The organism is Klenkia terrae (assembly GCF_900491935.1).
Lineage (GTDB): Bacteria > Actinomycetota > Actinomycetes > Mycobacteriales > Geodermatophilaceae > Klenkia > Klenkia terrae.
Genome location: NZ_UEXK01000004.1, coordinates 2001247 through 2027634, shown reverse-complemented (window position 1 = coordinate 2027634; position 26388 = coordinate 2001247). Strand labels below are relative to the sequence as shown.

27 protein-coding genes are annotated in these 26388 nt (G+C 76.0%); 16 read left to right on the top strand and 11 right to left on the bottom strand.

Annotation, left to right across the window (positions count from 1 at the left end):
- Positions 1-7: 7 nt before the first annotated feature.
- Complete coding sequence (locus LFA75_RS10410) at positions 8-1831, bottom strand: PP2C family protein-serine/threonine phosphatase (RefSeq protein ID WP_225233569.1); 1824 nt, start codon at positions 1829-1831, stop codon at positions 8-10.
- 149 nt (positions 1832-1980) lie between these two features.
- Between LFA75_RS10410 and LFA75_RS10405 the strand changes: the two genes are divergently transcribed.
- From LFA75_RS10405 to LFA75_RS10390, 4 genes are all read left to right on the top strand, one after another.
- Positions 1981-3270 carry a PP2C family protein-serine/threonine phosphatase gene (locus tag LFA75_RS10405; protein ID WP_225233568.1) on the top strand — a complete coding sequence of 430 codons (1290 nt, stop codon included), beginning with the start codon at positions 1981-1983 and terminating at the stop codon, positions 3268-3270.
- A gap of 124 nt (positions 3271-3394) precedes the next feature.
- Positions 3395-3874 (top strand): ATP-binding protein, encoded by a 480-nt coding sequence (locus tag LFA75_RS10400; RefSeq protein ID WP_225233567.1) that lies wholly within the window; start codon positions 3395-3397, stop codon positions 3872-3874.
- A gap of 99 nt (positions 3875-3973) precedes the next feature.
- Positions 3974-5362, top strand: a complete 1389-nt coding sequence (locus LFA75_RS10395) for a cytochrome P450 (RefSeq protein ID WP_225233566.1) — start codon at positions 3974-3976, stop codon at positions 5360-5362.
- A gap of 79 nt (positions 5363-5441) precedes the next feature.
- Positions 5442-6164, top strand: coding sequence for a GAF and ANTAR domain-containing protein (locus LFA75_RS10390; protein ID WP_225233565.1), 723 nt, complete (start codon positions 5442-5444; stop codon positions 6162-6164).
- On the opposite strand, the gene LFA75_RS10385 is transcribed toward LFA75_RS10390, so the two are convergent.
- Entirely contained in the window at positions 6161-7966 is a 1806-nt protein-coding gene (locus LFA75_RS10385) for a SpoIIE family protein phosphatase (protein ID WP_225233564.1), read from the bottom strand. The two genes, LFA75_RS10390 and LFA75_RS10385, sit on opposite strands and share 4 nt — an antisense overlap.
- Before the next feature lie 155 nt (positions 7967-8121).
- Here LFA75_RS10385 and LFA75_RS10380 point away from each other — a divergent pair, with 155 nt between their 5' ends.
- Positions 8122-8841, top strand: a complete 720-nt coding sequence (locus tag LFA75_RS10380; protein WP_225233563.1) for an ANTAR domain-containing protein — start codon at positions 8122-8124, stop codon at positions 8839-8841.
- Positions 8842-8848: 7 nt separating this feature from the next.
- On the opposite strand, the gene LFA75_RS10375 is transcribed toward LFA75_RS10380, so the two are convergent.
- The gene (locus LFA75_RS10375; protein ID WP_225233562.1) at positions 8849-9685 is read right to left on the bottom strand and encodes a GAF and ANTAR domain-containing protein; all 837 of its coding nucleotides are present in this window, start codon (positions 9683-9685) and stop codon (positions 8849-8851) included.
- Between the two features lie 326 nt (positions 9686-10011).
- Between LFA75_RS10375 and LFA75_RS10370 the strand changes: the two genes are divergently transcribed.
- Positions 10012-10269, top strand: coding sequence for a hypothetical protein (locus tag LFA75_RS10370; protein ID WP_225233561.1), 258 nt, complete (start codon positions 10012-10014; stop codon positions 10267-10269).
- A 92-nt stretch (positions 10270-10361) separates the two neighbouring features.
- Here LFA75_RS10370 and LFA75_RS10365 read toward each other — a convergent pair whose 3' ends face one another.
- The gene (locus LFA75_RS10365) at positions 10362-11075 is read right to left on the bottom strand and encodes an SDR family oxidoreductase (protein ID WP_225233560.1); all 714 of its coding nucleotides are present in this window, start codon (positions 11073-11075) and stop codon (positions 10362-10364) included.
- Positions 11076-11167: 92 nt separating this feature from the next.
- On the opposite strand from LFA75_RS10365, the gene LFA75_RS10360 reads away from it, so the two are divergent.
- Together LFA75_RS10360 and LFA75_RS10355 are read left to right on the top strand one after the other, a co-directional pair.
- Positions 11168-11644, top strand: a complete 477-nt coding sequence (locus tag LFA75_RS10360; protein ID WP_225233559.1) for a winged helix-turn-helix transcriptional regulator — start codon at positions 11168-11170, stop codon at positions 11642-11644.
- A 36-nt stretch (positions 11645-11680) separates the two neighbouring features.
- Complete coding sequence (locus LFA75_RS10355; protein ID WP_225233558.1) at positions 11681-12484, top strand: thioesterase family protein; 804 nt, start codon at positions 11681-11683, stop codon at positions 12482-12484.
- Here LFA75_RS10355 and LFA75_RS10350 read toward each other — a convergent pair.
- Entirely contained in the window at positions 12481-14388 is a 1908-nt protein-coding gene (locus LFA75_RS10350; protein WP_318249977.1) for a heavy metal translocating P-type ATPase, read from the bottom strand. The two genes, LFA75_RS10355 and LFA75_RS10350, sit on opposite strands and share 4 nt — an antisense overlap.
- Before the next feature lie 160 nt (positions 14389-14548).
- Here LFA75_RS10350 and LFA75_RS10345 point away from each other — a divergent pair, with 160 nt between their 5' ends.
- The 4 genes from LFA75_RS10345 to LFA75_RS10330 all read left to right on the top strand — a co-directional run bounded on the left by LFA75_RS10345 (position 14549) and on the right by LFA75_RS10330 (position 17798).
- Positions 14549-15199 (top strand): pyridoxamine 5'-phosphate oxidase family protein, encoded by a 651-nt coding sequence (locus LFA75_RS10345; RefSeq protein WP_225233557.1) that lies wholly within the window; start codon positions 14549-14551, stop codon positions 15197-15199.
- Between the two features lie 12 nt (positions 15200-15211).
- Positions 15212-15784 (top strand): nucleotidyltransferase family protein, encoded by a 573-nt coding sequence (locus tag LFA75_RS10340; protein ID WP_225233556.1) that lies wholly within the window; start codon positions 15212-15214, stop codon positions 15782-15784.
- Entirely contained in the window at positions 15781-16191 is a 411-nt protein-coding gene (locus LFA75_RS10335) for a molybdenum cofactor biosynthesis protein MoaE (protein WP_225233555.1), read from the top strand. The genes LFA75_RS10340 and LFA75_RS10335 overlap by 4 nt, the downstream gene beginning before the upstream one ends.
- Before the next feature lie 65 nt (positions 16192-16256).
- A complete protein-coding gene (locus LFA75_RS10330) occupies positions 16257-17798 on the top strand; it encodes a SpoIIE family protein phosphatase (protein ID WP_225233554.1) in 1542 nt (513 codons plus the stop codon).
- Between the two features lie 20 nt (positions 17799-17818).
- Here the strand turns inward: LFA75_RS10330 and LFA75_RS10325 are convergent, their stop codons facing one another.
- The 6 genes from LFA75_RS10325 to LFA75_RS10300 all read right to left on the bottom strand — a co-directional run bounded on the left by LFA75_RS10325 (position 17819) and on the right by LFA75_RS10300 (position 22485).
- Positions 17819-18025 carry a hypothetical protein gene (locus LFA75_RS10325; protein ID WP_225233553.1) on the bottom strand — a complete coding sequence of 69 codons (207 nt, stop codon included), beginning with the start codon at positions 18023-18025 and terminating at the stop codon, positions 17819-17821.
- Positions 18026-18038: 13 nt separating this feature from the next.
- Positions 18039-19064: a hemolysin family protein gene (locus LFA75_RS10320; RefSeq protein ID WP_225233552.1), complete on the bottom strand. Its 1026-nt coding sequence runs from the start codon at positions 19062-19064 to the stop codon at positions 18039-18041.
- Entirely contained in the window at positions 19061-20467 is a 1407-nt protein-coding gene (locus LFA75_RS10315; protein WP_225233551.1) for a hemolysin family protein, read from the bottom strand. Before LFA75_RS10315 ends, LFA75_RS10320 begins: the two co-directional genes overlap by 4 nt.
- Positions 20468-20526: 59 nt before the next feature.
- Positions 20527-20781: a MoaD/ThiS family protein gene (locus LFA75_RS10310; protein ID WP_225233550.1), complete on the bottom strand. Its 255-nt coding sequence runs from the start codon at positions 20779-20781 to the stop codon at positions 20527-20529.
- Between the two features lie 3 nt (positions 20782-20784).
- The gene (gene moaA / locus LFA75_RS10305) at positions 20785-21837 is read right to left on the bottom strand and encodes a GTP 3',8-cyclase MoaA (RefSeq protein WP_225233549.1); all 1053 of its coding nucleotides are present in this window, start codon (positions 21835-21837) and stop codon (positions 20785-20787) included.
- 123 nt (positions 21838-21960) lie between these two features.
- Positions 21961-22485 (bottom strand): hypothetical protein, encoded by a 525-nt coding sequence (locus tag LFA75_RS10300; protein ID WP_225233548.1) that lies wholly within the window; start codon positions 22483-22485, stop codon positions 21961-21963.
- Positions 22486-22590: 105 nt separating this feature from the next.
- Here LFA75_RS10300 and LFA75_RS10295 point away from each other — a divergent pair, with 105 nt between their 5' ends.
- The 4 genes from LFA75_RS10295 to LFA75_RS10280 are packed head-to-tail and all read left to right on the top strand — an operon-like array spanning position 22591 to position 26385.
- On the top strand, positions 22591-23826 hold the full coding sequence (locus LFA75_RS10295) for an MFS transporter (RefSeq protein ID WP_225233547.1): 1236 nt from the start codon (positions 22591-22593) through the stop codon (positions 23824-23826).
- Positions 23823-25064: an amidohydrolase family protein gene (locus tag LFA75_RS10290; protein ID WP_225233546.1), complete on the top strand. Its 1242-nt coding sequence runs from the start codon at positions 23823-23825 to the stop codon at positions 25062-25064. The genes LFA75_RS10295 and LFA75_RS10290 overlap by 4 nt, the downstream gene beginning before the upstream one ends.
- Positions 25061-25393 (top strand): TIGR04076 family protein, encoded by a 333-nt coding sequence (locus LFA75_RS10285; protein WP_225233545.1) that lies wholly within the window; start codon positions 25061-25063, stop codon positions 25391-25393. The genes LFA75_RS10290 and LFA75_RS10285 overlap by 4 nt, the downstream gene beginning before the upstream one ends.
- On the top strand, positions 25390-26385 hold the full coding sequence (locus LFA75_RS10280; protein ID WP_225233544.1) for an LLM class flavin-dependent oxidoreductase: 996 nt from the start codon (positions 25390-25392) through the stop codon (positions 26383-26385). The genes LFA75_RS10285 and LFA75_RS10280 overlap by 4 nt, the downstream gene beginning before the upstream one ends.
- Positions 26386-26388 lie beyond the last annotated feature (3 nt).

Sequence of the window (26388 nt, the reverse complement as noted above, 5' to 3'; positions counted from 1 at the left end):
ACCTGGCTCAGCCGGCAGCGGTGCCCAGCCGGACGACGAGCAGCGCGATGTCGTCGGACCGCTCGACCACCAGGTCGTCGAAGGCCCGGCAGGCGTCCTCGGGGTGCGTCGTGCGGGGCAGCGCCGCCCACAGCCGGCCCAACCGGTCCATGCCCTCGTCGATGTCCCGCTCGGCCGAGCCGGCCGCGCTGGGCTGCTCCACCAGGCCGTCGGTGTAGAGCAGCAGCTGGCTGCCGGCCGGCACCTCGCTGGAGGTCGCGGTCCGCGCCGGTCGCTCCTGGGACATCCCGGTGCCCAGCAGCATGCCGTGCTCGTCGCAGAACACCGAGACCTCGCCGTCGGGGGTGCGCAGCAGCGCCGGCGGATGGCCGGCGTTCGCGCACTCGACGGTCCAGGAGCCGTGCGGGTCCCCGGTGGCCGGCGGGGTCGCCCGCAGCAGCAGGGCGGTGGCCATCACCGGGAGGCCGAGGACCTCGAGGAGGCGGTCGACCCGGCCGAGCACCTCGGCCGGGTCGGGGGCGTCGACCGCCCACGCCTCGGACCGGAGCAGCCCGCGCAGCTGGCCCATCGCGGCGGCCGCGGTGATGTCGTGCCCGGTGACGTCGCCGATGACGACGCCGACCGACCGACCGGGCAGCGGCAGCAGGTCGTAGAAGTCGCCGCCGACCGAGGCCGTCGTGGAGGCGGCGGTGTAGTGCGCCGCGGCGAGGACGCCGGGGATGGTCGGCAGCTCCGGCAGCAGCGCGTGCTGGAGCGTCTCGGCGACCGAGGCCTCCCGGGCGTAGCGGCGCGCGTTGTCCAGCGCCTGCCCGGCCCGGCGTCCCAGGTCCTGGGCGACCTCGACGTCGTCCTCGTCGAACCCCTCGGGGGTCTGGCGCACGAGCACGAAGACGCCCCAGGTGCCGCTGCGGGAGGTGAGGGGGAAGGCCGCCACCGAGCCGGTGCCCAGGTCGTCCAGGACCGGGGTGCCGTGCAGCCCGCGCGTCCAGGGCTGCATGGCCTCGGCGGTCAGCCCGGAGACGACCACCGGCCGGCCGGTGGCCATGGCCCGGGCGGTGGGGGAGGTGTCGGGGAAGCGCCGGCCCAGGAACTGCGCGGACATCTGCTCCGTCGGCTCCCGGGCGGCCTCGCCGGCCCGGTGCTCGCAGGTGATCGAGGTGACCACCCCGGTCTCGTCGACCTCGGAGATCGCCACCCAGTCGGCCAGCAGCGGTACGCAGAGCCGGGCCAGCCGCTGCTGCAGCTCGGTCATGTCCAGGCTCGCGCCCAGGGCGGTGGTGGCCTCGGCCATCAGCGTCATCCGCGCCCGGGCGGCCTCGGCCACGGCCTGCGCCCGCTCGGCGGCCTGGCGGGCGCTCTGCTCGGCGGCGAGCGCCGCCGCCCGCTCGGCGTCGGCGACCACCCGGGCGGTGACGTCGGTCTGCACGCCGACGAAGCCGACCAGCTCCCCGGCGCGGTCGATCACCGAGTTGACCACCACGTAGTTCCAGAAGGCCGTGCCGTCGGCCCGGTGGTTGAGCAGCGTGACCGCCGAGGACCCGCGCGCCGCCAGGTCGCCGACCAACCGGGTGACCGCGGCCTGGTCGGTGTCCGGGCCCTGCAGGAACTTGCAGTTGCGCCCGACCGACTCCTCGACCGTGTAGCCGGTCACCCGCTCGAACGCCGGGTTGACCCAGACCAGCGGGTTGCCCGGCAGACGGGGGTCGGAGATGGTGAAGCAGATGTCGGTGGCCACCCCCGCCCGCCCCCGCAGCTCCTGCAGCTCCACCTCGGAGATCGCCGTGCCCGCCGGCGGCCAGGCGTCGCCCGGAGCGCTCGAACGGGGGTGCACGGGGTCAGGCTAGATCGTCGGCGACCGATCGTGACCCGGGTCCCCGACGGGGTCACCCCGGCGGGCCAGGGGACGCAGACAGCCGCGGCCGGCGCGGGTAGCTTCGGCACCGTCGCCCGGGCACCGTGCCCAGACGCCCGGGAGGACGCATGACCGACACCGTCCTGGGCGGACTCCCCGCCCAGCTCCCGGTGGTCGCCGTCCCGGCCCCGGACCCCGCCTTCGAGCGGTTCGCCCGGCTGGTCCGCCAGCTGCTGGGCGTCCCCGTGGCGCTGGTGTCGTTCGTGGACGTCGACGAGCAGGTGCTCCCGGGCGCGCTGGGGCTGCCCGAGCCGTGGGCCTCGACCCGGCGCACCCCGCTGACGCACAGCTTCTGCCAGCACGTGGTCCGCTCCGGGGCGCCGCTGCTGGTCGAGGACGCCCGGATCACCCCGCTGGTCTGGGAGAACTCGGCGATCGCCGACCTCGGCGTCATCGCCTACGCCGGCATGCCGCTGCTCGACGCCCTGGGCCAGGTCGTCGGCTCACTGTGCGCGATCGACCACCGGCCGCGGCGGTGGACCCCGCAGGAGCTCACCGCGCTGGAGGACCTGGCAGTGGCGTGCAGCTCCGAGCTGCAGCTGCGGACGCTGCGGGTGCAGTCCTCCGACGCCGCGACGCGCGCCGCGGCGAGCCTGGCCGACCGGCGCGTCGTCGCCGAGACGCTGCAGGCGGCGATGCTGACCCACCTCCCCGAGGTCGACGGCCTGGAGTTCAGGGCCCGGTACGCGGCCTCCCACGCCGGCGACCAGGTCGGCGGGGACTGGTACGACGCGTTCGGCACCGCGCAGGGCGGCACCGTCGCGGCGATCGGCGACGTGACCGGCCACGACATGCAGGCTGCGGCCACGATGGGTCAGCTGCGCACCCTGCTGCGCGCGTTCGCCTACGACCGGGGCGAGCGACCCTCGCAGACCCTCCGCCGGCTCGACCGCGCCGTCGCCGGGCTGGACGTCGCCGGCCTGGCCACCGTCGTGCTGGCCCGCATCGAGCAGGCGGGCGCCGAGGGTGCCCGCACGCTGCACTGGTCCAACGCCGGCCACCCCGCACCGGTCCTGCTGCACCCGGACGGGTCGACCACCCTGCTCGAGCGTCGTCCGGACCTCCTGGTCGGGGTGGACGGCGAGCGGGCCCGCCGCGACTGGACCACCGAGCTGCAGCCCGGGGACACCCTGCTGCTCTACACCGACGGGCTGATCGAGCACCGCCACCTGGGCGCCGACGTCGACCGGGGGATCGCAGCCCTGCGGCGGACCCTGACCGAGCACCACCGGTTGCCGCTGGACGCCCTGCTCGACGTGGTGCTCGCGGAGAACCAGCACGGGCACGACGACGACATCGCGCTGCTGGCGGTGCGCGTCGCGCCGGAGGGGTACGTCCCCCCGCCGCGGAGCAGCTGACCGCTCCAGGAGTGGAAGTGCCGATAACGGGCATGCAGGTCGTGGCAGGTGCGCCCGGCACCGCCCGCGGACCCCGTCCGCCGACCATATGACCGAGAGGGTGGGCGTGGCCGATCGTGCACGGATGTCCGCGCAGGAGCACGTGCTGGCGGCGGCGTCCTGGTCGCGGGACAGCCCCGTCCCCGAGCCGGCGACCGCGGACCGGCTGATCCTGGTCCTGGAGTCCCTGCGCGCGCTGAGCGCCGTCCGCCGGCAGGTGCGGGCCTTCCTGACCGCCTCGCTGCCGCCCTCCGCCGGCGACGCGGGCGAGGACGCCGTGGAGAAGGCCGTGCTGGTCATCGACGAGCTGACCTCGAACGCGGTGCGGCACGGCACCCCGCCGTCCCGGCTGCAGGTGTGCGACGACGTCGACTGCTGGGTCGTCGTGGTCAGCGACAGCGCACCGGACCGGCTGCCCACCCCGGCCGTCGAGCGCCCGGCCGGTGCCGGTGGCTACGGCCTGCACGTGGTCGCCGACCTGGCCGACGCGCACGGCGTGCACCACGACACCGCGCAGAAGCACGTCTGGGCCTGCCTGGAGAAGCCGGTGGCCCCGGCCCGCTGAGCCGGTCGCCGCACACGCTGTTTGCCGGCCGACGGGCACGGTCAGGAACTCCTGGACGACGAGCCGCGCAGTCGCGGCCGGACCCCCGGGAGGGCACGGATGGTGGAGCAGGCGCAGCACGACCGGGCCGTGGAGGAGCCGGGCACCTCGTCGGCCGCGCCGGTCCGCCTGGGCGCCGGCGGGACCGCCCGGCTGGTCGCCGGCGTCCTGGCCCCGATGCTGGCCCAGGGCATCATCGTCCGGCGCCCGGCCGTGGTGCGGCTGCTGGACCGGTGGCAGGGCGACGACCGGGCGGTGCGCGCGCTGCAGCGCGCCCGGGCCCGGTACGGCCGGGGCCCGCTGGTGCTCCGCATCCCGGGCCGCAGCGTCGCGCTGCTCACCGGGGCGCAGGACGCCGCCCGGGTCCTGGCCGGCAGCCCGGAGCCCTTCGCGCCGGCGACCACGGAGAAGCGGGCCGCGCTGCAGCACTTCCAGCCCGGCGGGGTGCTGATCAGCGACGGGGCGCCGCGGGCGGCCCGGCGGCGCTGGAACGAGGACGTCCTGCAGCTCGACGTGCCGCTGCACGAGCAGGCGGCCGCGATCGGGGCGGTGGCCGCCGAGGAGCTGGCCCCGCTGCGCCGGGCGGGCTCCTGGGACTGGCCGACCTTCACCGAGGCCTGGGCCCGGATCACCCGCCGGGTGACGTTGGGGGACGGCGCCCGGGACGACGTCGGGCTGACCGACGAGCTCGCCCGGCTGCGCGGGCGGGCCAACTGGGCCTACCTGCGCCGCACCGACCACGACGGCCGGCGGCGGCTGCTCGCCGCCGTCCAGGACCACCTGGACCGGGCCGAGCCCGGCAGCCTGGCCGCCACCGTCACGGCGGCCGCCGGCGGGGAGCACGGGGCGGACCTCGACCTGCCCTCGCAGGTGGCGCACTGGTTGTTCGCCTGGGACGCCGCCGGGATCGCGACGCACCGGGCGGCGGCCCTGCTCGCCGGCCACCCGGAGCACGCCGCGGCGGTGCGCGCCGAGGTGGCCGCGGCCGTGCCCGGGCGACCGGACCTGCCGCTGCTGCGCGCGACGGTGCTGGAGTCGGTCCGGCTGTGGCCGACCACGCTGGCGGTGCTCCGCGAGACCACCCGGCCCACGGACTGGGGCGGGCGGACCGCCCCGGCCGGCACCACGTTCGTCCTGGTCTCCTCGCTGCTGCACCGCGACGACGAGCAGCTCCCCGAGGCGGACCGGTTCGTCCCCCGGATGTGGCTGGACGAGACGGCGCCGGCGGGGACCAGCGCCTCGCTGCGGTCGATGGTGCCCTTCAGCGCGGGCCCGGCTCGCTGCCCGGGGCGGGACCTGGTGCTGCACACGTCCTCGGTGGTCCTGGCCGCCCTCCTCGGCCCCGACGAGCCGGTGCAGACCGCGGGCCGCAGCGCCCCGGACACCGGGCCGCTGCCCCGGACCCTCGACCACACGGCGCTCCGGTTCGCGCTGCGACCCCCGTCCTGAGGCCTCGCGGGGTTCCGGCAGAATCCGTCTCGGCGGTCTCCAGGTCTCGGGGACGGCCACGATGCGTGGGAGGCGTGTCATGCACGGCGGTGATCCTGTCCTGGACCGGGTCGGGGAGAAGGGCGCAGGACCGGCGGGCGCCGGTCGAGCGCTGCTCGGGGACCTGGTGGACACCGTCGTCCGGCTGGCGCCGGGCGCCGACGCGTGCGGGCTGACGGTGCAGCGGGCCGGGGGCCCGCTGACGATCGCCAGTGCCGGCGAGCTGGCCCGGCTGGGTGATGCCCAGCAGTACGAGCTGGGCGTCGGGCCGTGCCTGGAGTCGATGCGCGAGGGCGTGGTCGTGGCCGTGCCGGACATGGTCGCCGAGCGCCGGTGGGGTGGGTACCCGGCCCGCGCGGTGGCCGCAGGAGTGCGGGCCACCCTGTCCCTCCCGCTCCCCGGCGGGGAGACCCCGGGCGCGCTGAACCTGTACGCGCGCACCCCCGGGGCCCTCGGCGACGCCGACCGGCAGATCGGCCAGCAGTGGGCCGACCTCCTCGCCGGAGCGCTGGCGACGACGCAGTCGCTGGAGGAGCACCGCGACCAGGTGGGCCAGCTCGAGCAGGCCCTGGTCAGCCGGACGGTGATCGGGCAGGCCACCGGTCTGCTGATGGCCCGGGCCGACTGCGACGCCGCCGTCGCCCTGGAGGCGCTCAAGCGGCAGAGCCAGCACACCAACCGCAAGCTGCGCGAGGTGGCCGAGGAGCTGGTCGCGGCCCACGAGCGCGGCGCCCGCACCACGGCCGGACCGGCCGGGGGCTAGGCCGGTCGGACCCCTGCGCCGGGGTGCAGCCGGGCGGCGACGAGGGCGACGTCGTCGGCGGGGTGGCCGTCGACCAGCCGGTGCAGCACCTCGTCGCACAGCTGCTCCAGGTCCCGGCCGGCCAGCTCCACGAGGAGGTCCTGCAGGCGGGCCACCCCGCGGGCGACGTCCTCGCCCGGGCGCTCGACCAGGCCGTCGGTGAACAGCAGCACCGTCGAGCCCTGGTCCAGGGTGACCACGACGTCCCCCCGGGTGCAGCCGGCGTCCACCCCCAGCAGCAGGTGCCCGGCCGGGTCGGGGACGGGGACCGCCGCGCCCCGGGAGTCCACGACCACCGGGGCCGGGTGCCCGGCGCTGGCCCACCGCAGCCGGGTGGTCCCGCGGCACGGGTCGTCCGGGTCCTGCTCCAGCCGGGCCAGGCCGACCGTGGCGTAGGTGCGCAGGTCGAGCTGGGCGATCGCGGTGTCCAGGGTGGCCAGCGCCGCCGTCGGACCGGGGCTGCCGGCCACCACGATGCCGCGCAGCAGGCTGCGCAGCTGGCCCATCGCCGCGGCTGCGTGGATGTCGTGGCCCACGACGTCCCCGATCACCAGGTTCACCGCGCCGTCGGCCTGCAGGAAGGCGTCGTACCAGTCACCGCCCACCTGCGCGGCGTGCGAGGCCGGCAGGTAGCGGACGGCGAGCTGGACCCCGCGCGGCGCCGTCGGGGCGCTGAGCATGGAGCGCTGCAGGGTCTCGGCGACGGCCCGGCTGCTGGCGGCGGCCCGGCGCTCGGCCGCGATGCCCCGGATCCGGCGGACGGCGTCCCCCGCCTGGCTGGCCAGCGCCTCCACCAGCTGCGCCTCGTCGTCCCCGGGTGGCCGTGGTCGGTCCCAGGTCGCCAGCAGCGCACCGAGGACCCGGCCGGCGCCGCGGACCGGGGCGGCCAGCCAGGTGGCCGACCCGGGCAGCTCGACCTCGGCACCGGTCTCCGCCGACCACCTGCGGGCACCGTCCGGCCCGGTCAGGGCGACCGGTCGGTCGTGCTGCACCACCCAGCTGCACAACGCCCGCGCGCCGGCCGCGGCACCGTCGGTCCGGGCCCCGGCGACGGTCAGCCGGACGACGGAGGAGCTGTCCTCGCGCAGCGCCAGGGCGCCGCCGACCGCGCCCAGCGCGGCCAACCCGGTGCCGGCGACGACGTCGGTGACCTCCTGGACCGTCTCGACCGCGCCGAGCTGCACGGCGACCTCGGCCAGGGCGGCCAACCGGCGGGCGGTGGCCTCCTGCGCGGCGAGCGCGCTGCGCAGCTCGCGGGTGCCGGCGAACAGGTCGGCCTCGAGCTCGTCGACGCGGGCCCAGGGATCGCACCCGTCGGGCGCCCCGGGCCGCGCCCGTCCGGCCACGAGGTCGGCCACGTAGTCGGTCACGTCCATGACCCGTTGCAGCACCCACCGGGTGGTCCCGCCGGGGCCGCGGACCGGGACGCTGGTGAGGGACCAGGTGCGGCGGCGGACCTGACCGGTGGTCTGGTCGAGCACGTCGTACCGGAACATCGGCAGCGGGTCGGGCACCCCGGTGTCCCGGGCGCGCTCGAAGGACCGCTGCAGCGGGTTGCCGCCGTCGTCGTCCAGGGTGTCCGGCGACGGGGGGAACGCGTCGAAGACGTACCGGCCGACCAGCTCCGCGCGCGTGCGGCCCAGCAGGTGCAGGTAGGCCGGGTTGGCGTCCAGGATCACCAGCTCGGGGGACATCACGAGGTAGGCGGTCGGCAGGGCGGAGAACAGGGCGGCGAAGTCCAGCCCGGCAGCGTCCGCGGTCACGGCGGTGGCCTCTCGTGGCGCTGCGCCGGTGGCACTCGACGCAGCGCCGCCCATCCTGCCCGGTCCGGTCGGCGAGGGGAACAACCGGTGTGTACGGCGGTGGAGCGCCGGGGCAGGAAGAGCGGAGATGGTGTCCCGAGGAGAGGAGGTCGACCGTGCTGGACACGTTCCGGGCCGCGATGGCCGCATCGGCGGGGGGGCTGCCGGCGGCGGAGCTGGTGCCGCAGCGGTTGGCCGAGGCGGCCGCCCAGGTGCTGCCGGTCGCCGGGGTCGGGCTGAGCCTGTACTTCGCCACCGGTCGCCGGCTGCCGCTGGGTGCCAGCGACCCGGTGGCCGCGTCCGCCGAGCGCCTGCAGTTCACCGTGGGCGAGGGCCCGTGCCTGTCCGCGCACGCCGAGCAGCGGGCGCTGGTCGCCGACGAGGCCGAGCTGGCGGAGCGGTGGCCGGTCTTCACCGCGGAGCTGGTCGCCCGCACCCCGGTCCGCGGCGTGATCGCCCTGCCGCTGGAGGACGGGCTGGCCGAGGTGGGCGTGCTGGACCTCTACGTGGTCCCGCCGCACCGGGTCGGCGAGCTGTCGGTCTCCGACGCCCTGGTGGTGACCCGGGAGGTCACCCGGGTGTTCCAGGAGGCGAACGGGCCCGGTCGGCCCGGGGGTCCGGCGTGGCTGGACTCCCCGGCCGCCCAGCGCCGGTCCCTGGTGTGGCAGGCGATGGGCTTCGTCAACGTCTCGCTGCGGGTCGACAGCCCCGAGGCGCTGGCGCTGCTGCGGGCGTACGCCTACGGGCGGGGCACCGACGTGGACGACGTCGCGGCCGCGGTGCTGGACCGCTCGCTGCCGGTGGACGCGCTGCTGGCCGAGGCCGACGCGCCCTGAGCCGGGTTCAGGCCCGGTCGGTGCCCGCCCCGGGAGCCGGCTGCTCGCGGACCACCTGGTCGATCATCTCGGCGGCGATGTCGCGCAGCTTGCGGTTGCTGTTCTGCGACCGGTGGGACAGCACCTCGAAGGCCTTGTCGGCGTCGTAGCCGTGGATGGCCATCAGGATGCCCTTGGCCTGCTCGATGCCGGCGCGCGACTCCAGCGCCAGCTGCAGGTTGGCGATCTCGGTGCGGGCCCGGTCCAGGTCGTGCATGTTGGCGATGGCGGCCGCGGCCTGACCGGCGGTGTGCATGGCCTTGGAGACCAGCAGCGGGTCGTCGAAGGCAGCGGTGCTGGTGGAGTAGAGGTTCAGCGCGGCCTGGGCGCTGTCCCCGACCGGGATCGGTACCGAGAGCGTGCTCGCCACGCCCTGCCGGGCCGCCAGCTCGGCGAAGGCCGGCCACCGGGTCTCGGTCGCGGTGTCGGAGATGACCACCGCGCGGCCGGTGACGGCGGCCTCCAGGCACGGCCCGTAGCCCAGGCCGTACTGGCACTCGTCGAGCTCGAAGGCCATCAGCCCTGTCCAGGCCGCCGAGGCGCGCCGGGGGCCGGTCGTCAGGGTCACCGAGGCCTCCTCCGCGACGGGCAGGGTGCGCTGTGCGTAGCTGGCCGCGCGGTGCAGCACCGAGGCCACCGACTCCGAGCCGAGCAGCAGCCGGCCGAGGGCGTCCACGCCCTCGCTGTCCACCGTCCCCAGCTGGGGGGTGGGCACCTGGTTCCGGGCGGCGCGGTGGGTCTCGTCGTCCATGTCGGCCGGGTCGCCGGACGAGGTGTCGGCACGGGCGTTCCGGTTCGCGTCCATCGGGGTCACATCCATCCCGGCGTCCCGGTGGGGACGCCGACGGAGGCCATCCCTCTCGGGCTGGCGGATGCGCCCTTGGTTGGACGAGCACCGCCGGGGCGGCCTGGCGATCACCGTAGTCCACCGGGAGCGCACAGGTTGGTCCTCCGGGTTGCCGGATCGCCGCGGCTGGCTAGCGTGGGGGGCGCAGTCGAGGGGCCGGCTGCGTCGTGCGAGACCACGCCGTCGCCGGCCCGTGAGCTGCCGGGCGACGGCCGCCGGGAGGCGACCACTCCATGCCGTTGCAGCAGCACCCATCCCACCCCGCCCGACCTCGTCCGCGGGTCGTGCCGCCCGCCCGTCCTGCCGAGCTCGTGCTGCACGTGGGCGGGCCCCGGCACGGCCAGGTGGACCGGATCCCGACCGACCAGCTGCGGGGACGGCTCGTCTACGCCGGTCCGCGCTGGATCGGGGTCTACCGCCGGATCGAGCCCGTGCGCACCCGCAGCACCCCGTACGGGGCTGCCCAGGTCTGGGTGGTCGACGAGGGCGACCTGCTGTCCGGGCCAGCCTCGCCGGCGCCCTGTTTGACCGACGAGACCTGAGCCCCCGTGTCTGGCGGCCTGACCGTGTATAGCACCGTTTCCGCAGGGCGCGGCGAGTCGCGGGGAGGGGTCGCCCGGCTCCGGCCCGCGCGTCAGGCGGCGTCGAGCTGCGGGTACAGCGCGCCGACGCCGCCCGCGAGGCCCTGCTGCACCTGCCGGCTGACGTCGTCGAACAGGACCTCGTGCGCGCCGGCGGCGACGGCGTCGAGCAGGGCGCGGGCGACGTCGGCCGGGTCGGACTTCGGGTCCTGGACGCCGGCGGCCATCTCGGTGTCCATGTAGCCCACGTGCAGCGCGGTCACGGTGACGCCGCGGGGCGCGAGCTCCTGGCGGATGCCGTTGGTCATCGACCAGGCGGCGGACTTGGCCGCGGCGTAGGCCCCGACCGCCGGGAAGGAGACCCAGCTCAGCGCGGACAGGACGTTGGCCACCGCGCCGCCGTGCTCGACCAGGGACGGCAGGAAGGCGCGGGTGACGGCCAGCGAGCCCAGGTAGTGGGTCTCCAGCTCGACCCTGAGGTCGTCGAGCGGGCTGGTGAGCAGGTCGGCGCCCGTCGAGCTGCCTGCGTTGTTGACCAGCAGGTCGACCCCCGGTGCGGCGGCCGCGGCCGCGGCGACCGAGGCAGGGTCGGTGACGTCGAGCTGGACCGGGGTCACCCCGGCCAGGTCCACCGACCGGGGGTCGCGGGCGCCGGCGTAGACGGTGGCGCCGCGGCGGACGAGCTCGGCGGCGAGGTGCCGGCCGAGGCCGCGGTTGGCGCCGGTCACGAAGGCGGTGCTGGTGGACAGGTCACGGACGGTGGGCACGGGGGCTCCTCGGTACAGCTGGCGCACGTGGGATGAAGCCAGCGTAGACCGGCTGGCTGAACCAGCAGCAAGTCAGGGGTACGCTCGGCCTCGTGGACGACTTCCTGGGCGAGCGGGACACCTGGACGTCGGAGGGGTGCTCGATCGCCGGGGCGCTGGACCTCGTCGGCGCCCGCTCGACGCTGCTGCTGCTGCGCGAGGCCAGCCTGGGGACCACCCGGTTCGGCGACTTCGTCAGCCGGGTCGGCCTCAGCGAGCCGATGGCCGCCCGGCGGCTGAAGGACCTGGTCGGCGAGGGGTTGCTGGAGCGGCGCAGCTACCGCGAGCCGGGCAGCCGGGCGCGCGAGGAGTACCGGCTGACCGCGAAGGGGCAGGCGCTGGTGCCGGTGCTGATGGCGCTGCGGCAGTGGGGCGACGAGTACGCCAGCCCCGAGGCCGGGCCGACGCTGCGGATGGCGCACGCCGACTGCGGTGCCGAGCTGCGGGTCGAGGTCCGGTGCGCGGCCGGGCACCGGGTGGGTCGGGGTGAGGTCGAGGTGACCCCCGGGCCAGGCCTGGTGCGTCGCTGACTTGCTCTGACTGAAGCCAGCGGTACTGTCCGCGGCATGTCGACCGCACCGTCCCCGCCCGCCCCGACGGTGCACCGCTGGGACCCCACCTGGCGGTCCTTCGCGGCGGTGCAGGGCGGCGTCGTGGTCGGCGCGCTGCTGTCCTCGGCGCTCGCCTGCGTGCAGGACCACGGCCGGCCGGGCCAGGAGGTCCGGGTGCGGACGGCGGCCACCCACCTGCTGGCCCCCGTCGTCCCGGACGCCGACCTGGAGGGCCGGTCGGTCCCCGAGCGCCTGGGCGCGACGTCGAGCATCCGGGTCGAGGCGCGCCAGGCCGGCGTGCTGTGCGCCGTGGCCCAGGTGCTGCTGTCCTCGTCGCCGGCCGGGGCGCCGGCGGAGGGCCCCGTCCCGGTCCCGGAGCTGCCCGCGGACGCCGTGGGCCCGGCCGCGGCGGAGGAGCTGGTGCTGCCGGTGGCCTACGTGCCGATGAGCCAGCACCTGGACTTCCGCGTGGTCGGTACCGGCCGACCGCTGGCCGGGGGCAGCGAGCCGCGGCTGACGGTCTGGTGCCGGGTCCGGCCCTCGGCCGGGGTGACCGACCCGCTCGTCGCCCTGGGCCTGGTGGTCGACGCCCTGCCGCCGAGCCTGTTCGCCGTCCGGACCGAGCCCGTGGGACTGCCGACGGTGGAGCTGACGATGCACCTGGTGGGCCCGCCGCCGCCGGTCGGCGCCTGGGTCCGGGTGGACCAGTGGACGGCCTGGAGCGACGGCTGGTCGTGCGTGGACGAGGCGGACCTGCACGACGAGCAGGGCCGGCTGGTCGCGACCGCGCGGCAGTCCCGCCGCCTCCCGCGCGGCTAGGGCCGCCAGGTTCCCCGGCGGAGCAGCCGCAGACCGTTCAGCGCCACCAGGATCGTGGACCCCTCGTGCCCGGCCACGCCCAGCGGCAGCGGCAGGTGGCCGACCAGGTCCCAGGTCGCCAGCGCCACGACGACCAGGCCGGCGACCACCAGGTTCTGCACCACCAGCCGCCGCGCCCGCCGGGACAGGGCGACCAGCGCCGGCAGCGTGCCCAGGTCGTCCCGGACCACCACGACGTCGGCGCTGGCCACCGCGAGGTCGGAGCCGATGCCGCCCATCGCCACCCCGACCTCGGCGGCGGCCAGGGCCGGCGCGTCGTTGACCCCGTCGCCGACCACCAGCACCCGGTGGCCCTGCGCCTGCAGCTCCCGGACCGCGGCGACCTTGTCCCCGGGCAGCAGCCCGGCCCGCACGTCGGTGATGCCCAGCTCGGCGGCCAGGGTCCCGGCCGCGCGCGCGGTGTCCCCGGTGAGCAGCACGGGGGAGCGGCCCAGCAGCCCCCGCAGCGCGGTCACGGTGCCGGCGGCGGAGGGCCGGAGCCGGTCGGCCAGCGCCAGCCAGCCGGCCGGGTCGCCGTCCACGGTGACCGCGACGACCGTGCGGCCGCGCGCCTGCTCGGCGGCGGCACCGGGCGGGCCGTCGTCCGTGGCCGAACCGACCGCGACCACCCGGCCGTCCACCGTCCCGACGACCCCGCGGCCGACGGCCGCCCGGAAGCCCTGCACCGGCCGGGTCGCCAGGCCGCGCTCCCGCGCCGCGGCGAGCACCGCCCGCCCGACCGGGTGCTCGCTGGGCACCTCGACCGACGCCGCCAGGGACAGCAGCTCGGACTCCGCCCACCCCGGCCCGGCGCCGACGGCCACCACGGCCGGCGTCCCGTCGGTGAGCGTGCCGGTCTTGTCCAGCACGACGGCGGTGACGCTGCCCAGGCCCTCCATGGCCACCGCCGAGGTGACCAGCACGCCGTGCCGCCCAGAGGTCGCGATCGCCGACAGCAGCGGCGGCATCGTGGCCAGCACGAGCGCGCAGGGCGACGCCACGATCATGAAGGTCATCGCCCGCAGCAGCGCGCTCTGCAGGTCGGCGCCCAGCAGCAGCGGGACGGCGAAGACCGCCAGCGTGGCGACGACGACGCCCACGGAGTACCGCTGCTCCACCTTCTCGATGAACAACTGCGTGCCGGCCTTGGTCTCCGACGCCTGGGCCACCAGGTCGGCGATCCGGGCCACCACGCTGTCGTGCGCCGGCCGGCCCACCTCGACGGTGAGCGTCCCGGTGCCGTTGACGGTGCCGGCGAAGACCTCGTCGCCGGGCTGCTTGTCCGCCGGCAGCGGCTCGCCGGTCACCGAGGCCTGGTCGACCTCCGAGGCTCCCTCGACGACCGTGCCGTCGGCGGGTAGCCGGTCGCCGGGGCGGACCAGCACCCGGTCGCCGACCTCGAGCTCCGCGGCCGGGACCGTGGACTCCCGGCCGTGCTCGAGCCGGCAGGCCTGCTCCGGGGCCAGGTCGGTGAGCGCCCGGACGGCGTCGCGGGTGCGCCGGGTGGCGAAGGCCTCCAGCGCGCCGGACGTCGCGAAGATGACGATCAGCAGGGCGCCGTCGAAGACCTGGCCGATGGCCGCGGCGCCGAGGGCGGCCACCACCATGAGCAGGTCGACGTCCAGCGTTCGCTCCCGCAGCGCCTGCACGCCGGCCACCGCCGGTTCCCAGCCGCCCGCGGCGTAGCAGGCCAGGTACGCCGCCCACCAGACCACGGCGGGTGCCCCGGCCAGCTGCAGCAGCACGCCGACCGCGAAGAGCCCCAGCGACACCGCCGCCCAGCGGACCTCCGGCAGCGTCCAGGCCACCGCCAGGCGGGGGCGCCGGTCGACGAGCACGGGCCGGTCGGCGGTCGTGGCGGTCACGACTGCCACGCTACCTGCGCATCCGTGAAGGCACGCATGTGGTCAGGTGGCCGACCGAGCGCGGACCGGGTCACCGGGGGGGGGGGGGGCGGCCCCGGCTCTTTTTAACAACNGGGCCGACCGGTCCGCAGCGTCGCGGACCGCGGACGAGGGGGCACCCGTGACCGACTTCTACACCGCACCGCAGCGGACCTGGCAGGACCACTTCGGCTCCCGCCCGCTGGCCGACCGGCTCGAGGCCGCGGTCGTCGCCGACCGGCTCGACGACGGGTCGGCGGCGTTCATCGCCTCCCGGGACTTCTTCTTCCTGTCCACCGTGGACGGGCAGGGCCGGCCCACGGTGTCCTACAAGGGCGGGCCCACCGGCGTCGTCGCCGTCCTGGACGAGCGCACGCTGGCCTTCCCGCACTACGACGGCAACGGCATGTTCCTGTCGATGGGCAACGCGACCGAGACCGGGCAGGTGGGCCTGCTGTTCATCGACCTGGAGACCCCGGACCGGGTCCGGGTGCAGGCCACCGCCACCGTCAGCGCGGACGACGAGCTGCTGGCCCGCTGGCCCGGTGCCACGCTGGTCACCCGGGCCGTCGTCGACGAGGTGTTCCCCAACTGCGGCCGGTACGTGCACGTGCACCAGCGGGTCCGGGCCAGCGAGTACGTCCCCGATGCCGGCGGCGACGCGCCCCGCCCCTCGTGGAAGCGGCTGGACGTGGTGCAGGACGTGCTGCCCGACGCCGCCCGCACCGCCGGGGAGGGCGGCCCGATCACCTTCGAGGAGTACGTGGGCAAGGTGCGGTCCGGCACCTCCTGAGAGGGTGGGGTCGTGTCGGTCGCCGCGCTCGTCCTCGCCGCCGGGGGCGGCTCCCGCTACGGCATGCCCAAGGCACTGGTCGAGCACGAGGGGTCGCTGTTCGTCGAGCGGGCCGTGCGGACGGCGCGCACGGTCTGCGACCCCGTGCTGGTCGTGCTCGGCGCCGCGATGGTCGAGGTGTGGCAGCGCGCCGACCTGGACGGCGCGACCGTGGTCGGCAACCGCGACTGGGAGACCGGCATGGCGTCCTCGCTGCGCACCGGCATCCAGGGGCTGCAGGCCCTGGGCGGCGGCATCGAGGCGGCTTTGATCATGCTGGTCGACGTCCCCGGCATGACCGCCGAGGCGCTGGCGCGGATCAGCGGGCACGCCGCGCCCGACGCGCTCGTCGTCCCGACCTACGACGGCGTCCCGGGACACCCGGTGCTGATCGGCCGGGACCACTGGGCCGGCGTGGCCGCCTCGGCGACCGGGGACGAGGGCGCCCGGGCCTACCTGCGCGACCACGAGGTCACCGAGGTCGACTGCACCGGCCTGGCCGACCCGGCCGACTGGGACGTCCCGCCGAGTACGGTCCAGCCGTGATCGCCACCATCAGCGACCAGCCCCTGGACGTCGCCGCGCACGAGGCCGCCGCGGCCCACCCGGCCGCCGGGGCCACGGTCAGCTTCGCCGGCGTCGTCCGCGACCACGACGGCGGACGCGGCGTCACCGAGCTGGAGTACGTCGGCCACCCGACCGCGCAGGCGCTGGTCGAGGAGATCGCCGCGGAGTTCGCCGCCCGGCCCGAGGTGCACGCCGTGGCGGTCAGCCACCGGGTGGGCCTGCTCGCGATCGGCGACGTGGCCCTGGCCTGCGCGGTCTCCACCAGCCACCGTGGCCAGGCGTTCGCCGCCTGCGCGGAGCTCGTCGACGAGATCAAGGCCCGGCTGCCGATCTGGAAGCGCCAGGTGTTCACCGACGGGGCCGAGGAATGGGTGTCCTGCCCCTAGGCTGAGCGCCGTCGGGAAAGGGGACCCGGGTGGTGCGGCAGGCGGGTACAGGTGTTCTCGAGGGGATGCCCATGGGCTTCCTGCAGTTCGCCGCCGACTGGACGATCACCTACGTCAACGCCGGCGCCGAGCGGACCTTCCGCCGCAACCGGGCCGACCTGCTCGGCCGCAACGCCTGGCAGGCCTTCCCCGGCAACGAGGAGAGCGCCTTCGGCCGCACCTACCGGCGGGTCGCCCGGACCCGGGTGCCCGAGGTGGCCGAGGCCTTCTCCGCGGCGCTGGGTGCGTGGTTCGAGGTCCGCGTCGTGCCCGCCGAGCAGGGCGGGATCAACGTCTTCTTCACCGACACCACGCAGCGGCACCGGGCGCAGGAGCGGCTGGCGGTGCTGGCCCAGGTCAGCGCCGAGGTCGTCGGGTCGCCCGACGCCGTGCAGAGCATGAGCCGCATCCCCCGCCTGCTGGTGCCGGTGCTGGCGGACTGGGCCGTGGTGACCGTGCTGGACGACGCCGGCCGCCCCCGGGACGTCGGGTGCTGGCACGCCGACGCCGAGCTGCGGCCGGTGCTGGAGCGGTACAGCGAGCTGCGGCTGGGGGCCCTGCCCTCGACCACCCCGCTGATCCGGTCGATGCAGGCCCAGGAGCCGATGCCGGTCACCGCCGCGGAGGTCGCCGACAGCCTGCCGCCCGGCGAGGCCCGCCGGCTGCAGGCGCAGCTGGCCACCGGCACGGGGTTCTACCTGCCCCTGCTCGGCCGGGGGCGCACGCTGGGCGTGATCACCCTCTGGTGGTCGGCCGGGCACGCCCCCGCGCCGGAGGACCTCGCCGCCGCCCGGGAGTGCGCCGACCGGATCGGGCTGGCGTTGGACAACGGCCGGCTCTACCGCCAGCAGGCCGCCCTCGCCGAAGAGCTGCAGCGCAGCCTGCTGACCCAACCGTTCCGGCCCGCCGGGGCCGAGGTCGCCGTCCGGTACACCCCGGCGGCCGAGGCGGCCCGGGTCGGCGGGGACTGGTACGACGCCTTCCGCTCGCCCAGCGGCGCGATGACCCTGGTCATCGGCGACGTCGTCGGGCACGACACGGCGGCCGCCGCGGCGATGGGTCAGCTGCGCGGGCTGCTGCGCGGCATCGCCACCTACTCCGACGCCGGGCCCGGCGAGGTGCTGCGCGGGCTCGACGTGGCGATGGACCACCTGGACTTCCCGACGCTGGCCACCTGCGCGGTCGCCCGGCTGACGGAGGTCGAGGGCGGCGGCGCGACCATGGTCTGGTCCAGCGCGGGCCACCTGTCCCCGGTCGTGCTGCACGCCGACGGCTCGCTGGGCGCACCGGACCCCTGGCAGGGCGACCTGCTGCTCGGCGTGGACGGCCTGGCCGCGCGGCACGAGCACGTGGTCGCGCTGCCGCCGGGGTCGACGGTGCTGATGTTCACCGACGGCCTGGTCGAGCGCCGGCACGAGGACCTCGACACCGGGCTGGCCCGGCTGCGCGCGGTGGTCGCCGAGCTCGCCGGCTGCCCGCTGGACGTGCTGTGCGACCAGGTCGTCGAGCGGCTGGTGCACGGCCGGCCGGACGACGATGTCGCGCTGGTCGCCGTCCGGCTGCGCTGAGCCGCCGGCCGGTCAGTCCGTCAGCGGGCGCCGGCGAGGCCGTCGTCGTCGGGGTGCCGGCGCTGCTGGTCGGCGCGCTCGGCGGCCTCCTCGTCGGCCTCGCCCTCCAGTCGGCGGGCCTCCCCGGCGACCTCGGCGGCGGCGTCGCCGTGCGACTCGCCGTAGACCTCCGTCGCCCGCCCGAGCAGCTCCTCCGCCTTGGCCTTGGCCTTGTCGAACACGCTCATCCCAGTGCTCCTCTCATCGGTGGGCCGAATCCCTGATCTCGCCGACCAGCTCCTCGAGGATGTCCTCCAGGGCGACGACGCCGAGCACCCGGCCTTCGTCCACGACGGCGGCGAGCTGGGCCCGGCCGGCCTGCATCGTCTGCAGCGTCGTCCGCAGGTCGGTGGTGGCGTCCACCCGGGGCAGCGGGCGGGTGATGTCGGCGACCCGGACGTCGGGCTCGCCCTCGGCCACCAGCACGTCCTTGAGGTGGACGTACCCGGTGAGCTCGTCGCCGACGAGGACCGGGAACCGGGAGAACCCGGTGGTGGCCGCCAGCTGCTCCACGACCAGCCCGTCGTCGTCCGGGGCCAGCACGGCCAGCTCGGCGCGGGGGATGAGCACCGAGCGGGTGTCCCGGTCCTCCAGGGTCAGCGCGCCGGTCAGCAGGTCGTGGTCGGCGGCGTCCAGCAGCCCGCCCTCGCGGGACTGGTCGAGCAGCCCGGCGACCTCGTCGCGGGTGAAGGAGCTGGCGACCTCGTCCTTGGGCTCGACGCCGACCAGCCGCAGGACGGCGTTGGCGATCGCGTTCATGGCCAGCAGGAACGGCTTGAGCACCGTCGCCACGATCTTCAGCGGCGGGGCCAGCGCCAGCGCGGCCCGGTCGGGGCCGGCCAGCGCCAGGTTCTTGGGCACCATCTCGCCGATCACCACGTGCAGCGCGACGACCACCGACAGCGCGATGGCGAACGAGATCGGGTAGACGGCGCCCTCGGGCACCCGCAGCGCCGCGAACACCGGCTCCAGCAGGTGTGCCACGGCGGGCTCGCCGATCGCGCCCAGCCCCAGCGAGCAGACCGTGATGCCCAGCTGGGCGGCGGCCATCATCAGCGAGACCTGCTCCATGGCGGCCAGCGTGGTGCGGGCACGGCGGGAGCCCGCCCCCGCCAGCGGCTCGATGGACGACCCGCGCGCGGGGATCAGCGCGAACTCGGCGGCCACGAAGAAGGCGGTGGCGCCCAGCAGGACGACGGCCACGACGAGCCCGATCCAGTCGCTCATCGGGTCGCCCCCTCCTCGACGGCGGCGGGCGCGGTCTCCTCGCCGACGGGCGGGATCTCCCCGACCAGCACCCGGTCGACCCGGCTGCCCTCCAGGGCGACCACCTCGAGCCAGACACCGCCCAGGCCGGTCTCGTCGTCGACGTCGTCGGCCAGCTCGGGCGGCAGCTCGCGCATGACCTCGACCCGGTCGCCGACCTCGGGCATCCGGCCGAGCTGGCGGAGCACCAGCCCGCCGAGGGTCTCGTAGCTGTGGTCGTCGGGGACCTGCAGGCCGGTGGCCTCGCGGACCTCGTCCGGGCGCAGCAGGCCGCTGGCCGACCAGGTGCCGTCCTCCAGGTCGGTCAGGCCGGGGACCTCCGGCTCGTCGTGCTCGTCGGCGACCTCGCCGACCAGCTCCTCGACCAGGTCCTCGACGGTGACCACGCCGTCGGTGCCGCCGTACTCGTCGACCAGCACGGCCATCTGCAGGCTGCCCTGCCGGAGGTCGGTCAGCAGGTCGTCCAGCCGTCGGCTGGTGGGCACGTGCAGCGCGGGCACCATCACCGACGCGACGCTCGCCGTGCGGCGGTCGGCGCGGGGGACGGACAGCGCGTGTTTCACGTGGACCAGCCCGACGACGTCGTCCACGCCGTCGCCGACCACCGGGAAGCGGGAGTGCCCGGACTCGCGGGCGGCGTCCAGCACGGCCGAGACGGCGGCGTCGGCCGGGATGGTGGTCATCTGCAGCCGGCGGGTGGCCACGTCGGAGGCGCGCAGCTCGCCGAAGGCCAGGCTGCGGGTGAGCAACTGGGCGGTGGTCGCCTCCAGCGTGCCCTGGCTGCTGGACCGGCGGACCAGCGACGTCAGCTCCTCGGGGGACCGGGCCGAGGCCAGCTCCTCCTGCGGCTCGATGCCGAACAGCCGGCGCAGGACGGCGTTGGCCCAGCCGTTCAGCGCCCGGATCACCAAGGAGGTCGACCGGGTGAAGCCGCGCTGGAAGCCGGAGACCGCGCGGGCGGTGCGCAGCGGCTCGGACAGCGCGATGTTCTTGGGCACCAGCTCGCCGAACACCATGGTCAGCCCGGTGGCCAGCACCAGGGCCAGTGTGATCGAGACCGACCGAGCGGCCCCCTCGCCCAGCCCGGCGGCGCCCAGCGGGCCGCGCAGCAGGGCGGCGATGGAGGGCTCGGCGACGAAGCCGACGGCCAGGTTGGTGACGGTGATGCCGAGCTGGGCGCCCGACAGCTGGGTGGACAGCGTCTGCAGGGCAGCCAGGACGCCCTCGGAGCCCTTGTCGCCGTCGGCGACCTGGCGCTCGACCGTGGCGCGGTCGACGGTGACCAGGGAGAACTCGAAGGCGACGAACGCGGCGCAGGCGGCGATCAGCACGACCCCGACGAGCACGAGGAGCCACTCGATCACGGCGCGCTCCGGGCAGATGTCTCAGGACTGTGAGGCAACGAGCTCACGAGCGGGGTGGATCAGCCTCCGGCGAAGGGGGGCAGCACGTCGACGACCGCCCCGGGTGAGAGCACCAACGTACGGTCCCTCGTCGACGTTCCGTCCACCAGGAACGAACACGCCGTCAACACCCGTTCGAGTCTCTCGCCGTGCGCGTCGACGATCTGGCCCACCAGCTCGTCCAGCGAACCGGCGTCCCGGGTCTCGGTGTCCACGCCGACCGCGGCGCGGGCCCCGGCGAAGTAGCGCACGGTGACCGTGTTGCCCTGGCCCACCGCTCAGCCGCCGATCGCCGACATGGGGCGCGAGGGCTGCAGGAACGACGGGTCGTCGATCCCGTGGCCGGGCAGCTTGGTCAGCGTGGCGATCCGCCAGCGGTCGGCCAGCTCCTGGTCGGTGGCGCCGTCCCGCATCGCCGTCCGCAGGTCGGACTCCTCGCGGGCGAACAGGCAGTTGCGGATCTGGCCGTCGGCGGTGAGCCGGGTGCGGTCGCAGGCGCCGCAGAAGCTGCGGGTGACGGAGGCGATGACGCCGACGGTGAGGTCGGTGCCGTCGACCAGCCAGCGCTCGGCCGGGGCCGCGCCGCGCTCCTCGACGTCCGGGGTGAGGGTGTGCGTGGCCGACAGCTTGGCCAGGATGTCCTCGGCGGTCACCATCTCGGCGCGGGTCCACGCGTGGTGGGCGTCCAGCGGCATCTGCTCGATGAAGCGCAGCTCGTAGCCGTGCTCGAGGCAGTACTCCAGCAGCGGGACGGCGTCGTCCTCGTTGATGCCCTTGAGCAGCACCGTGTTCACCTTGACCGGGGTGAGCCCGGCCTCCTTGGCGGCCTTGAGGCCGGCCAGCACGTCGGGCAGCCGGTCGCGGTGGGTGAGCTGCTTGAACCGGTCGCGGTCCAGGGTGTCCAGGCTGACGTTGAGCCGGTCCAGCCCGGCGGCGGCCAGGGCCGGCGCCATCCGGGACAGGCCCACGGCGTTGGTGGTCAGGCTGACCTCGGGCCGGGGCAGCAGCGCGGTCGTGGCCGCGACGATGCCGGGCAGGCCGGGGCGCAGCAGCGGCTCGCCGCCGGTGAACCGGACCTCCTCGATGCCCAGGTGCTCCACGCCGATGCGGACCAGCCGGACGACCTCGTCGTCGGTCAGCTGCTCGACCTTGGGCAGCCAGTCCAGGCCCTCGGGCGGCATGCAGTAGCTGCAGCGCAGGTTGCACCGGTCGGTCAGCGAGCCCCGCAGGTCGGTCGCGGTGCGGCCGTGCCGGTCGACCAGCCCGCCGCTGCCCGGGGCGGGTGCGGGCATGCGGACCACCGGGTCGGGGAGCGGGCTCGGCGTCGTCACCCTCCCGACTGTAGAGCCGCCCGGTCGCGGGCTCGTCACGGCTGTGTCCGCGGTCACCCCTGCTTCCGCGGCTGCGGATCTCCGGGCTCCCACAGCCCGCACCGGCGGGTTGCAGCACGTTGCTCAGTGCGTGAGCGTCAGCTTCAGGACGACGACGAGCAGCGCCACCGCCGCGGCCACCACACCCATCAGCACGGCCCGGCCCAGCGGGACGTCGGCCTGCAGGCGCCGGTAGACCAGCCCGATGCCGGCCACCCGGACCAGCCCGACGGCAGCGGCCAGCGACTGCCCCCACACCTCCGGGGGCCAGCCCAGCGCGGTGGCCAGCAGGACGAGCGCGGGCAGCGACCCCGAGCTGAGGATGGGCGTGGCGTCCCGGACGGCGTGGGAGAGCTGCCGGTGCTGACCGCCGGTGAGCAGCGATCCGACCGAGTGCGCGAGCACGTGCGCCAGGTAGGTCGACAGCACGGTGCCCACGACCAGCAGCACCGCGGCGCCGTCGTCCACCGCCTCGGGCGAGGTGCCGACCACCGCGGCCAGCACGAGCACGGTGCCGTAGACGTAGGCGGTGACCCGGCTCTCCGCGCGGTGCGGGTCGACGTCGTCCCGGCGGCGGGTGAGCGGGCGCAACGCGCGGGAGGTGGCCACGCGGGCATCCTGCATGGACGCCGTCGCTAGCATCGGGGGTGCCACCCGGGAGTCCGGCAGGCCCCCCTGTCTCCGCCTGTGGCCAGGAAGTCGAGATCGATCCCCGTGCGCAACCCGTTCTCCCCGTACGCCCGCATCTTCACCGTCCCGGGCTCGCGGTCCTTCTCCTTCGCCGGCTGGCTGGCCCGCGTGCCGATGTCCACCGTCGGACTGGGCTCGGTGCTCCTGGTCGCCGGGGAGTCCGGCAGCTACGGCCTGGCCGGCGCCGTCTCCGGCACGCTGGCGCTGGCCTTCGCGGTCGGCAGCCCGCAGTGGGCCCGCGGCATGGACCGGGTCGGCCAGGGTCGGGTGCTCGTCGTGTCCTCGGCGGCCTACCTGGTGCTCGGCCTGGTGTTCGCCTCGGCCGTGGTGCTGGACGCGCCGCGCTGGTCCTGGTTCGTGCTCGCCGCGCTGACCGGTGCGTGCGGGGCCAACGTCGGCTCCGCCGTCCGGGCGCGGTGGGCGCACGCGCTGCCGGACTCCGACGACCGGCAGACCGCCTTCGCGTTCGAGTCGGTCGTGGACGAGGTCGTGTTCGTCGTCGGCCCGCCGTCGATCACCTTCCTGGCCGCGCTGATCGCCCCGCCGGCCGGCTTCGTCGTCGGGCTGGTGGTCGGCGTCGCCGGCGCCGTCTGGCTGGCCCGGCAGGAGACCACCCAGCCGCCCGTGCAGCGCACCCCGGTGGGTGAGTCCCGGACCCGGACGTCGGTCATCGGGCCCGCACTGCTGGTCGTGGCCACCGCGTACCTGGCGGTCGGCACGGTGTTCGGCGCGATGGACGTCGTGGTCGTCGGGTTCGCGCAGGACGAGGGCGCCCCGGTGATGGCCGGCGTCGCGCTGGCCGCCTACGCCGGCGGCAGCCTGGTGTCCGGGCTGTTCTACGGCGTCGTCCGGCTCCCCGGGTCGCTGACCGCGCGGTTCGTGGCGTGCGCGGTCTTCTTCGGGCTGGTCGCGCAGGGGCTGCTGCTCGTCGGCTCGCTGACCTGGCTGGTGCCCGCCGCGTTCCTCGCCGGGCTGGCGATCGCGCCGGTGCTGGTCTCCGGGATGTCGCTGGTGGAGTCCCGGGTGCCGCGCGCGGCGCTGAACGAGGGCCTGACCTGGACGTCGACCGGCCTCACCCTCGGCGTCACCGCCGGTGCGGCGCTGGCCGGCGCCGCGGTCGACGCCTGGGGGGCGGAGGCGGCGTTCCTGGTGCCCGCGCTGGGCGCGGCGGCGGCGGGGGTGCTCGCCCTGGTCGGTGCGATGGTGCTGCGGCGCCCGGCCGCGGTGGCCGTGCGCGAGCCCGAGGAGGCGCTGCGGTGACCGACCTGCTCCTGCACCACGCGACGTTGTTCGACAGCGAGGCCGGCCGGCTGGTGCCCGACGCCGCCGTGCACGTGCGCGACGACCGCGTGGTGGCGGCCGGCCGCGCCGACGACGTCCCGGTGCCCGCCGACGCCGTCCGGGTGGACCTGGGCGGCGGCTACCTCCTGCCCGGCCTGCTGAACCTGCACACCCACCTGTCGATCTCGCTGCCCGGTGCCGCCGGTGACCGGGTGGAGGCGATGGGCCCGCACGAGCTCGCGCTGTACATGGCCTCGGGCGCCGAGCGGACCCTGCTGGCCGGGGTGACCACGGTCCGCTGCGTGGCCGAGAAGTCCGGTGCGGACTTCGCGCTGCGGGCGGCCATCGAGGCCGGCGAGGTGCGCGGGCCGCGGGTGTTCACGGCCGGCCGCGCACTCTGCTGCACCGGTGGGCACGGCGCGGGCTCGCCGGACACCCTGGAGTGCGACGGGGCGGACTCCTTCCGCCGCGGTGTGCGCTCGCAGGTCGCGCTGGGCGCCGACCTGGTCAAGGTCATGGTCAGCGGCGGCATCGCCGGGGAGCACGAGCAGATCTCCACCCCGCAGCTCACCGACGACGAGCTGGCCGCGGTGATCTCCACCGCGCACGACTGGGGCCGCAAGGTCACCGCCCACGCCGGACCGGCCGCGGTCATCGCCCGCGCGGTCGCTCTCGGGCTGGACTGCGTCGAGCACGGCTACCAGCTGACCCCCGAGGTCGCGGCGCAGATGGCGGCCGCCGGCACCGCGCTGGTGCCGACCCTCGTGGTCACCCGGTGCGGGGCGTTCTTCGACGAGCTGGGTGTGCCGGCGTGGATGCAGGCCCGCTCGCTCGGTGCGGCCGATCAGCACGCGGCCAGCTACCGGATGGCCCTGGAGGCCGGGGTCGAGGTCCTGCTGGGCAGCGACATGCCGCCGTTCTGGGACTTCGAGGGCACCAGCGCCACCGTCCGGGAGCTGGAGCACATGGCCGTCCTCGGCGCGCCGGCCGGGATGACCCCGGCCCGCGCGCTGCAGGCCGCCACGATCGCCCCGGCCCGCTGGCTGGGCGCCGAGGACCGGGTCGGCGTCGTGGCCCCCGGCCGGTTCGCCGACCTGGTGCTGGTCGACGAGGACCCCACGGCCGACGTGGCCGCCCTGCGCACGCTGCGCTGGGTGATGAAGGGCGGCCGGGTGGTCCGCGACGACTCCACCGACCTGACCAGGAGGGCCCGATGACCGAGCCGGACGGCGTGGCGGACATGGAGCTGTACGACCTGCGGGTGGTGGTCGACTCGATCGGCGGCCGCTCGGTCTGCGGTCTGGCGGTGGGCGACTCCTTCGAGCTGACCAACTCCGCCGAGCTGCGCATCCCCGCCGGGAAGCACTTCTGCGTCTACGCCCTGCAGTCGGTGCTACCGCTGCTGCCGGCCAAGCAGCGCGACCTCCCCGCGGCCGACTGGCTCGAGCGCGACACCCTGGTCGCCTGCCCGGACCCCGAGGAGCGGCTGGTCATGCGGATCGAGCGGTCCCGCCGGGTGGCGCTGCGGTCGGGTGACCTGACGTGACGGAGATCGGGCTGGGCCTGCAGTCGGACAAGGCCCCCGGGGACTACGCCCGGCTGGCCGCGGCGGCCGAGGAGCACGGCATCGACGTGATCAGCGTCTTCGGCGACCTGCTCTACCAGCCGCCGGTCGTGCCGCTGCTGGAGATGGCTGCGGCCACCTCGCGCGTGCGGCTGGGCGCGGCCTGCTGGAACCCGTTCACCACGCACCCCTACGAGCTGGCCGGCCAGCTGGCCGCGCTGGACCGCCTGTCGGGCGGCCGGGCGTACTGCGGGCTGGCCCGCGGCACCTGGCTGGGTGCCCTGGGGGTGTCCCAGGCCCGGCCGGTCGCGCAGCTCCGGGAGGCCGTGGCGCTGATCCGGGCGCTGCTGTCGGGGTCGGCGGACGGCGTCGAGGGCGACCTCTTCCCGCTGGCCGCCGGGACGACGCTGCGCTACCCGCTGCCCGACGTCGTCCCCCCGTTCCTGGTCGGCACCTGGGGCGCGCAGACCGCAGCCCTGGCCGGCGAGGTCGCCGACGAGCTCAAGGTCGGCGGCTCGGCCAACCCGGCGATGGTCGGGGTGATGCGGGAGTGGACCGCGGTCGGCGCCCGTCGGGCCGGCCGGCCCGACGACGCGGTCGGCATCGTGGTCGGCGCGGTGACCGTGGTCGACGAGGACGGCGCCGCCGCCCGGGCCCGGGCGCGCACCGAGGTCGCCATGTACCTCGCCGTCGTCGCCGGGCTGGACCCGACGGTCACGCTGCCCGACGGGCTGCTGCCCGAGGTGACCGCCCGGGTGGACGCCGGGGACTCCGAGGGTGCCGGACGCCTGGTGCCCGACGAGGTGCTGGACCTCTTCGCGTTCTCCGGGACGCCGGAGCAGGTCGCCGTCCAGGCCCAGCTGCTGGTCGACGCCGGCGCCTCCCGGGTCGAGTTCGGCACCCCGCACGGGCTCACCGACGACCGCGGCGTCGAGCTGATCGGCACCCGGGTCCTGCCGCTGCTGCACCGCTGAGGC

Coding starts and splice junctions, on each gene's coding strand:
- LFA75_RS10325 (WP_225233553.1), bottom strand. CDS start 18,025: ATGAGCGTGTTCGACAAGGCCAAGGCCAAGGCGGAGGAGCTGCTCGGG.
- LFA75_RS10375 (WP_225233562.1), bottom strand. CDS start 9,685: ATGGACGCGAACCGGAACGCCCGTGCCGACACCTCGTCCGGCGACCCG.
- LFA75_RS10285 (WP_225233545.1), top strand. CDS start 25,061: ATGACCGAGCCGGACGGCGTGGCGGACATGGAGCTGTACGACCTGCGG.
- LFA75_RS10330 (WP_225233554.1), top strand. CDS start 16,257: ATGCCCATGGGCTTCCTGCAGTTCGCCGCCGACTGGACGATCACCTAC.
- LFA75_RS10405 (WP_225233568.1), top strand. CDS start 1,981: ATGACCGACACCGTCCTGGGCGGACTCCCCGCCCAGCTCCCGGTGGTC.
- LFA75_RS10400 (WP_225233567.1), top strand. CDS start 3,395: ATGTCCGCGCAGGAGCACGTGCTGGCGGCGGCGTCCTGGTCGCGGGAC.
- LFA75_RS10395 (WP_225233566.1), top strand. CDS start 3,974: ATGGTGGAGCAGGCGCAGCACGACCGGGCCGTGGAGGAGCCGGGCACC.
- LFA75_RS10320 (WP_225233552.1), bottom strand. CDS start 19,064: ATGAGCGACTGGATCGGGCTCGTCGTGGCCGTCGTCCTGCTGGGCGCC.
- LFA75_RS10390 (WP_225233565.1), top strand. CDS start 5,442: ATGCACGGCGGTGATCCTGTCCTGGACCGGGTCGGGGAGAAGGGCGCA.
- LFA75_RS10355 (WP_225233558.1), top strand. CDS start 11,681: ATGTCGACCGCACCGTCCCCGCCCGCCCCGACGGTGCACCGCTGGGAC.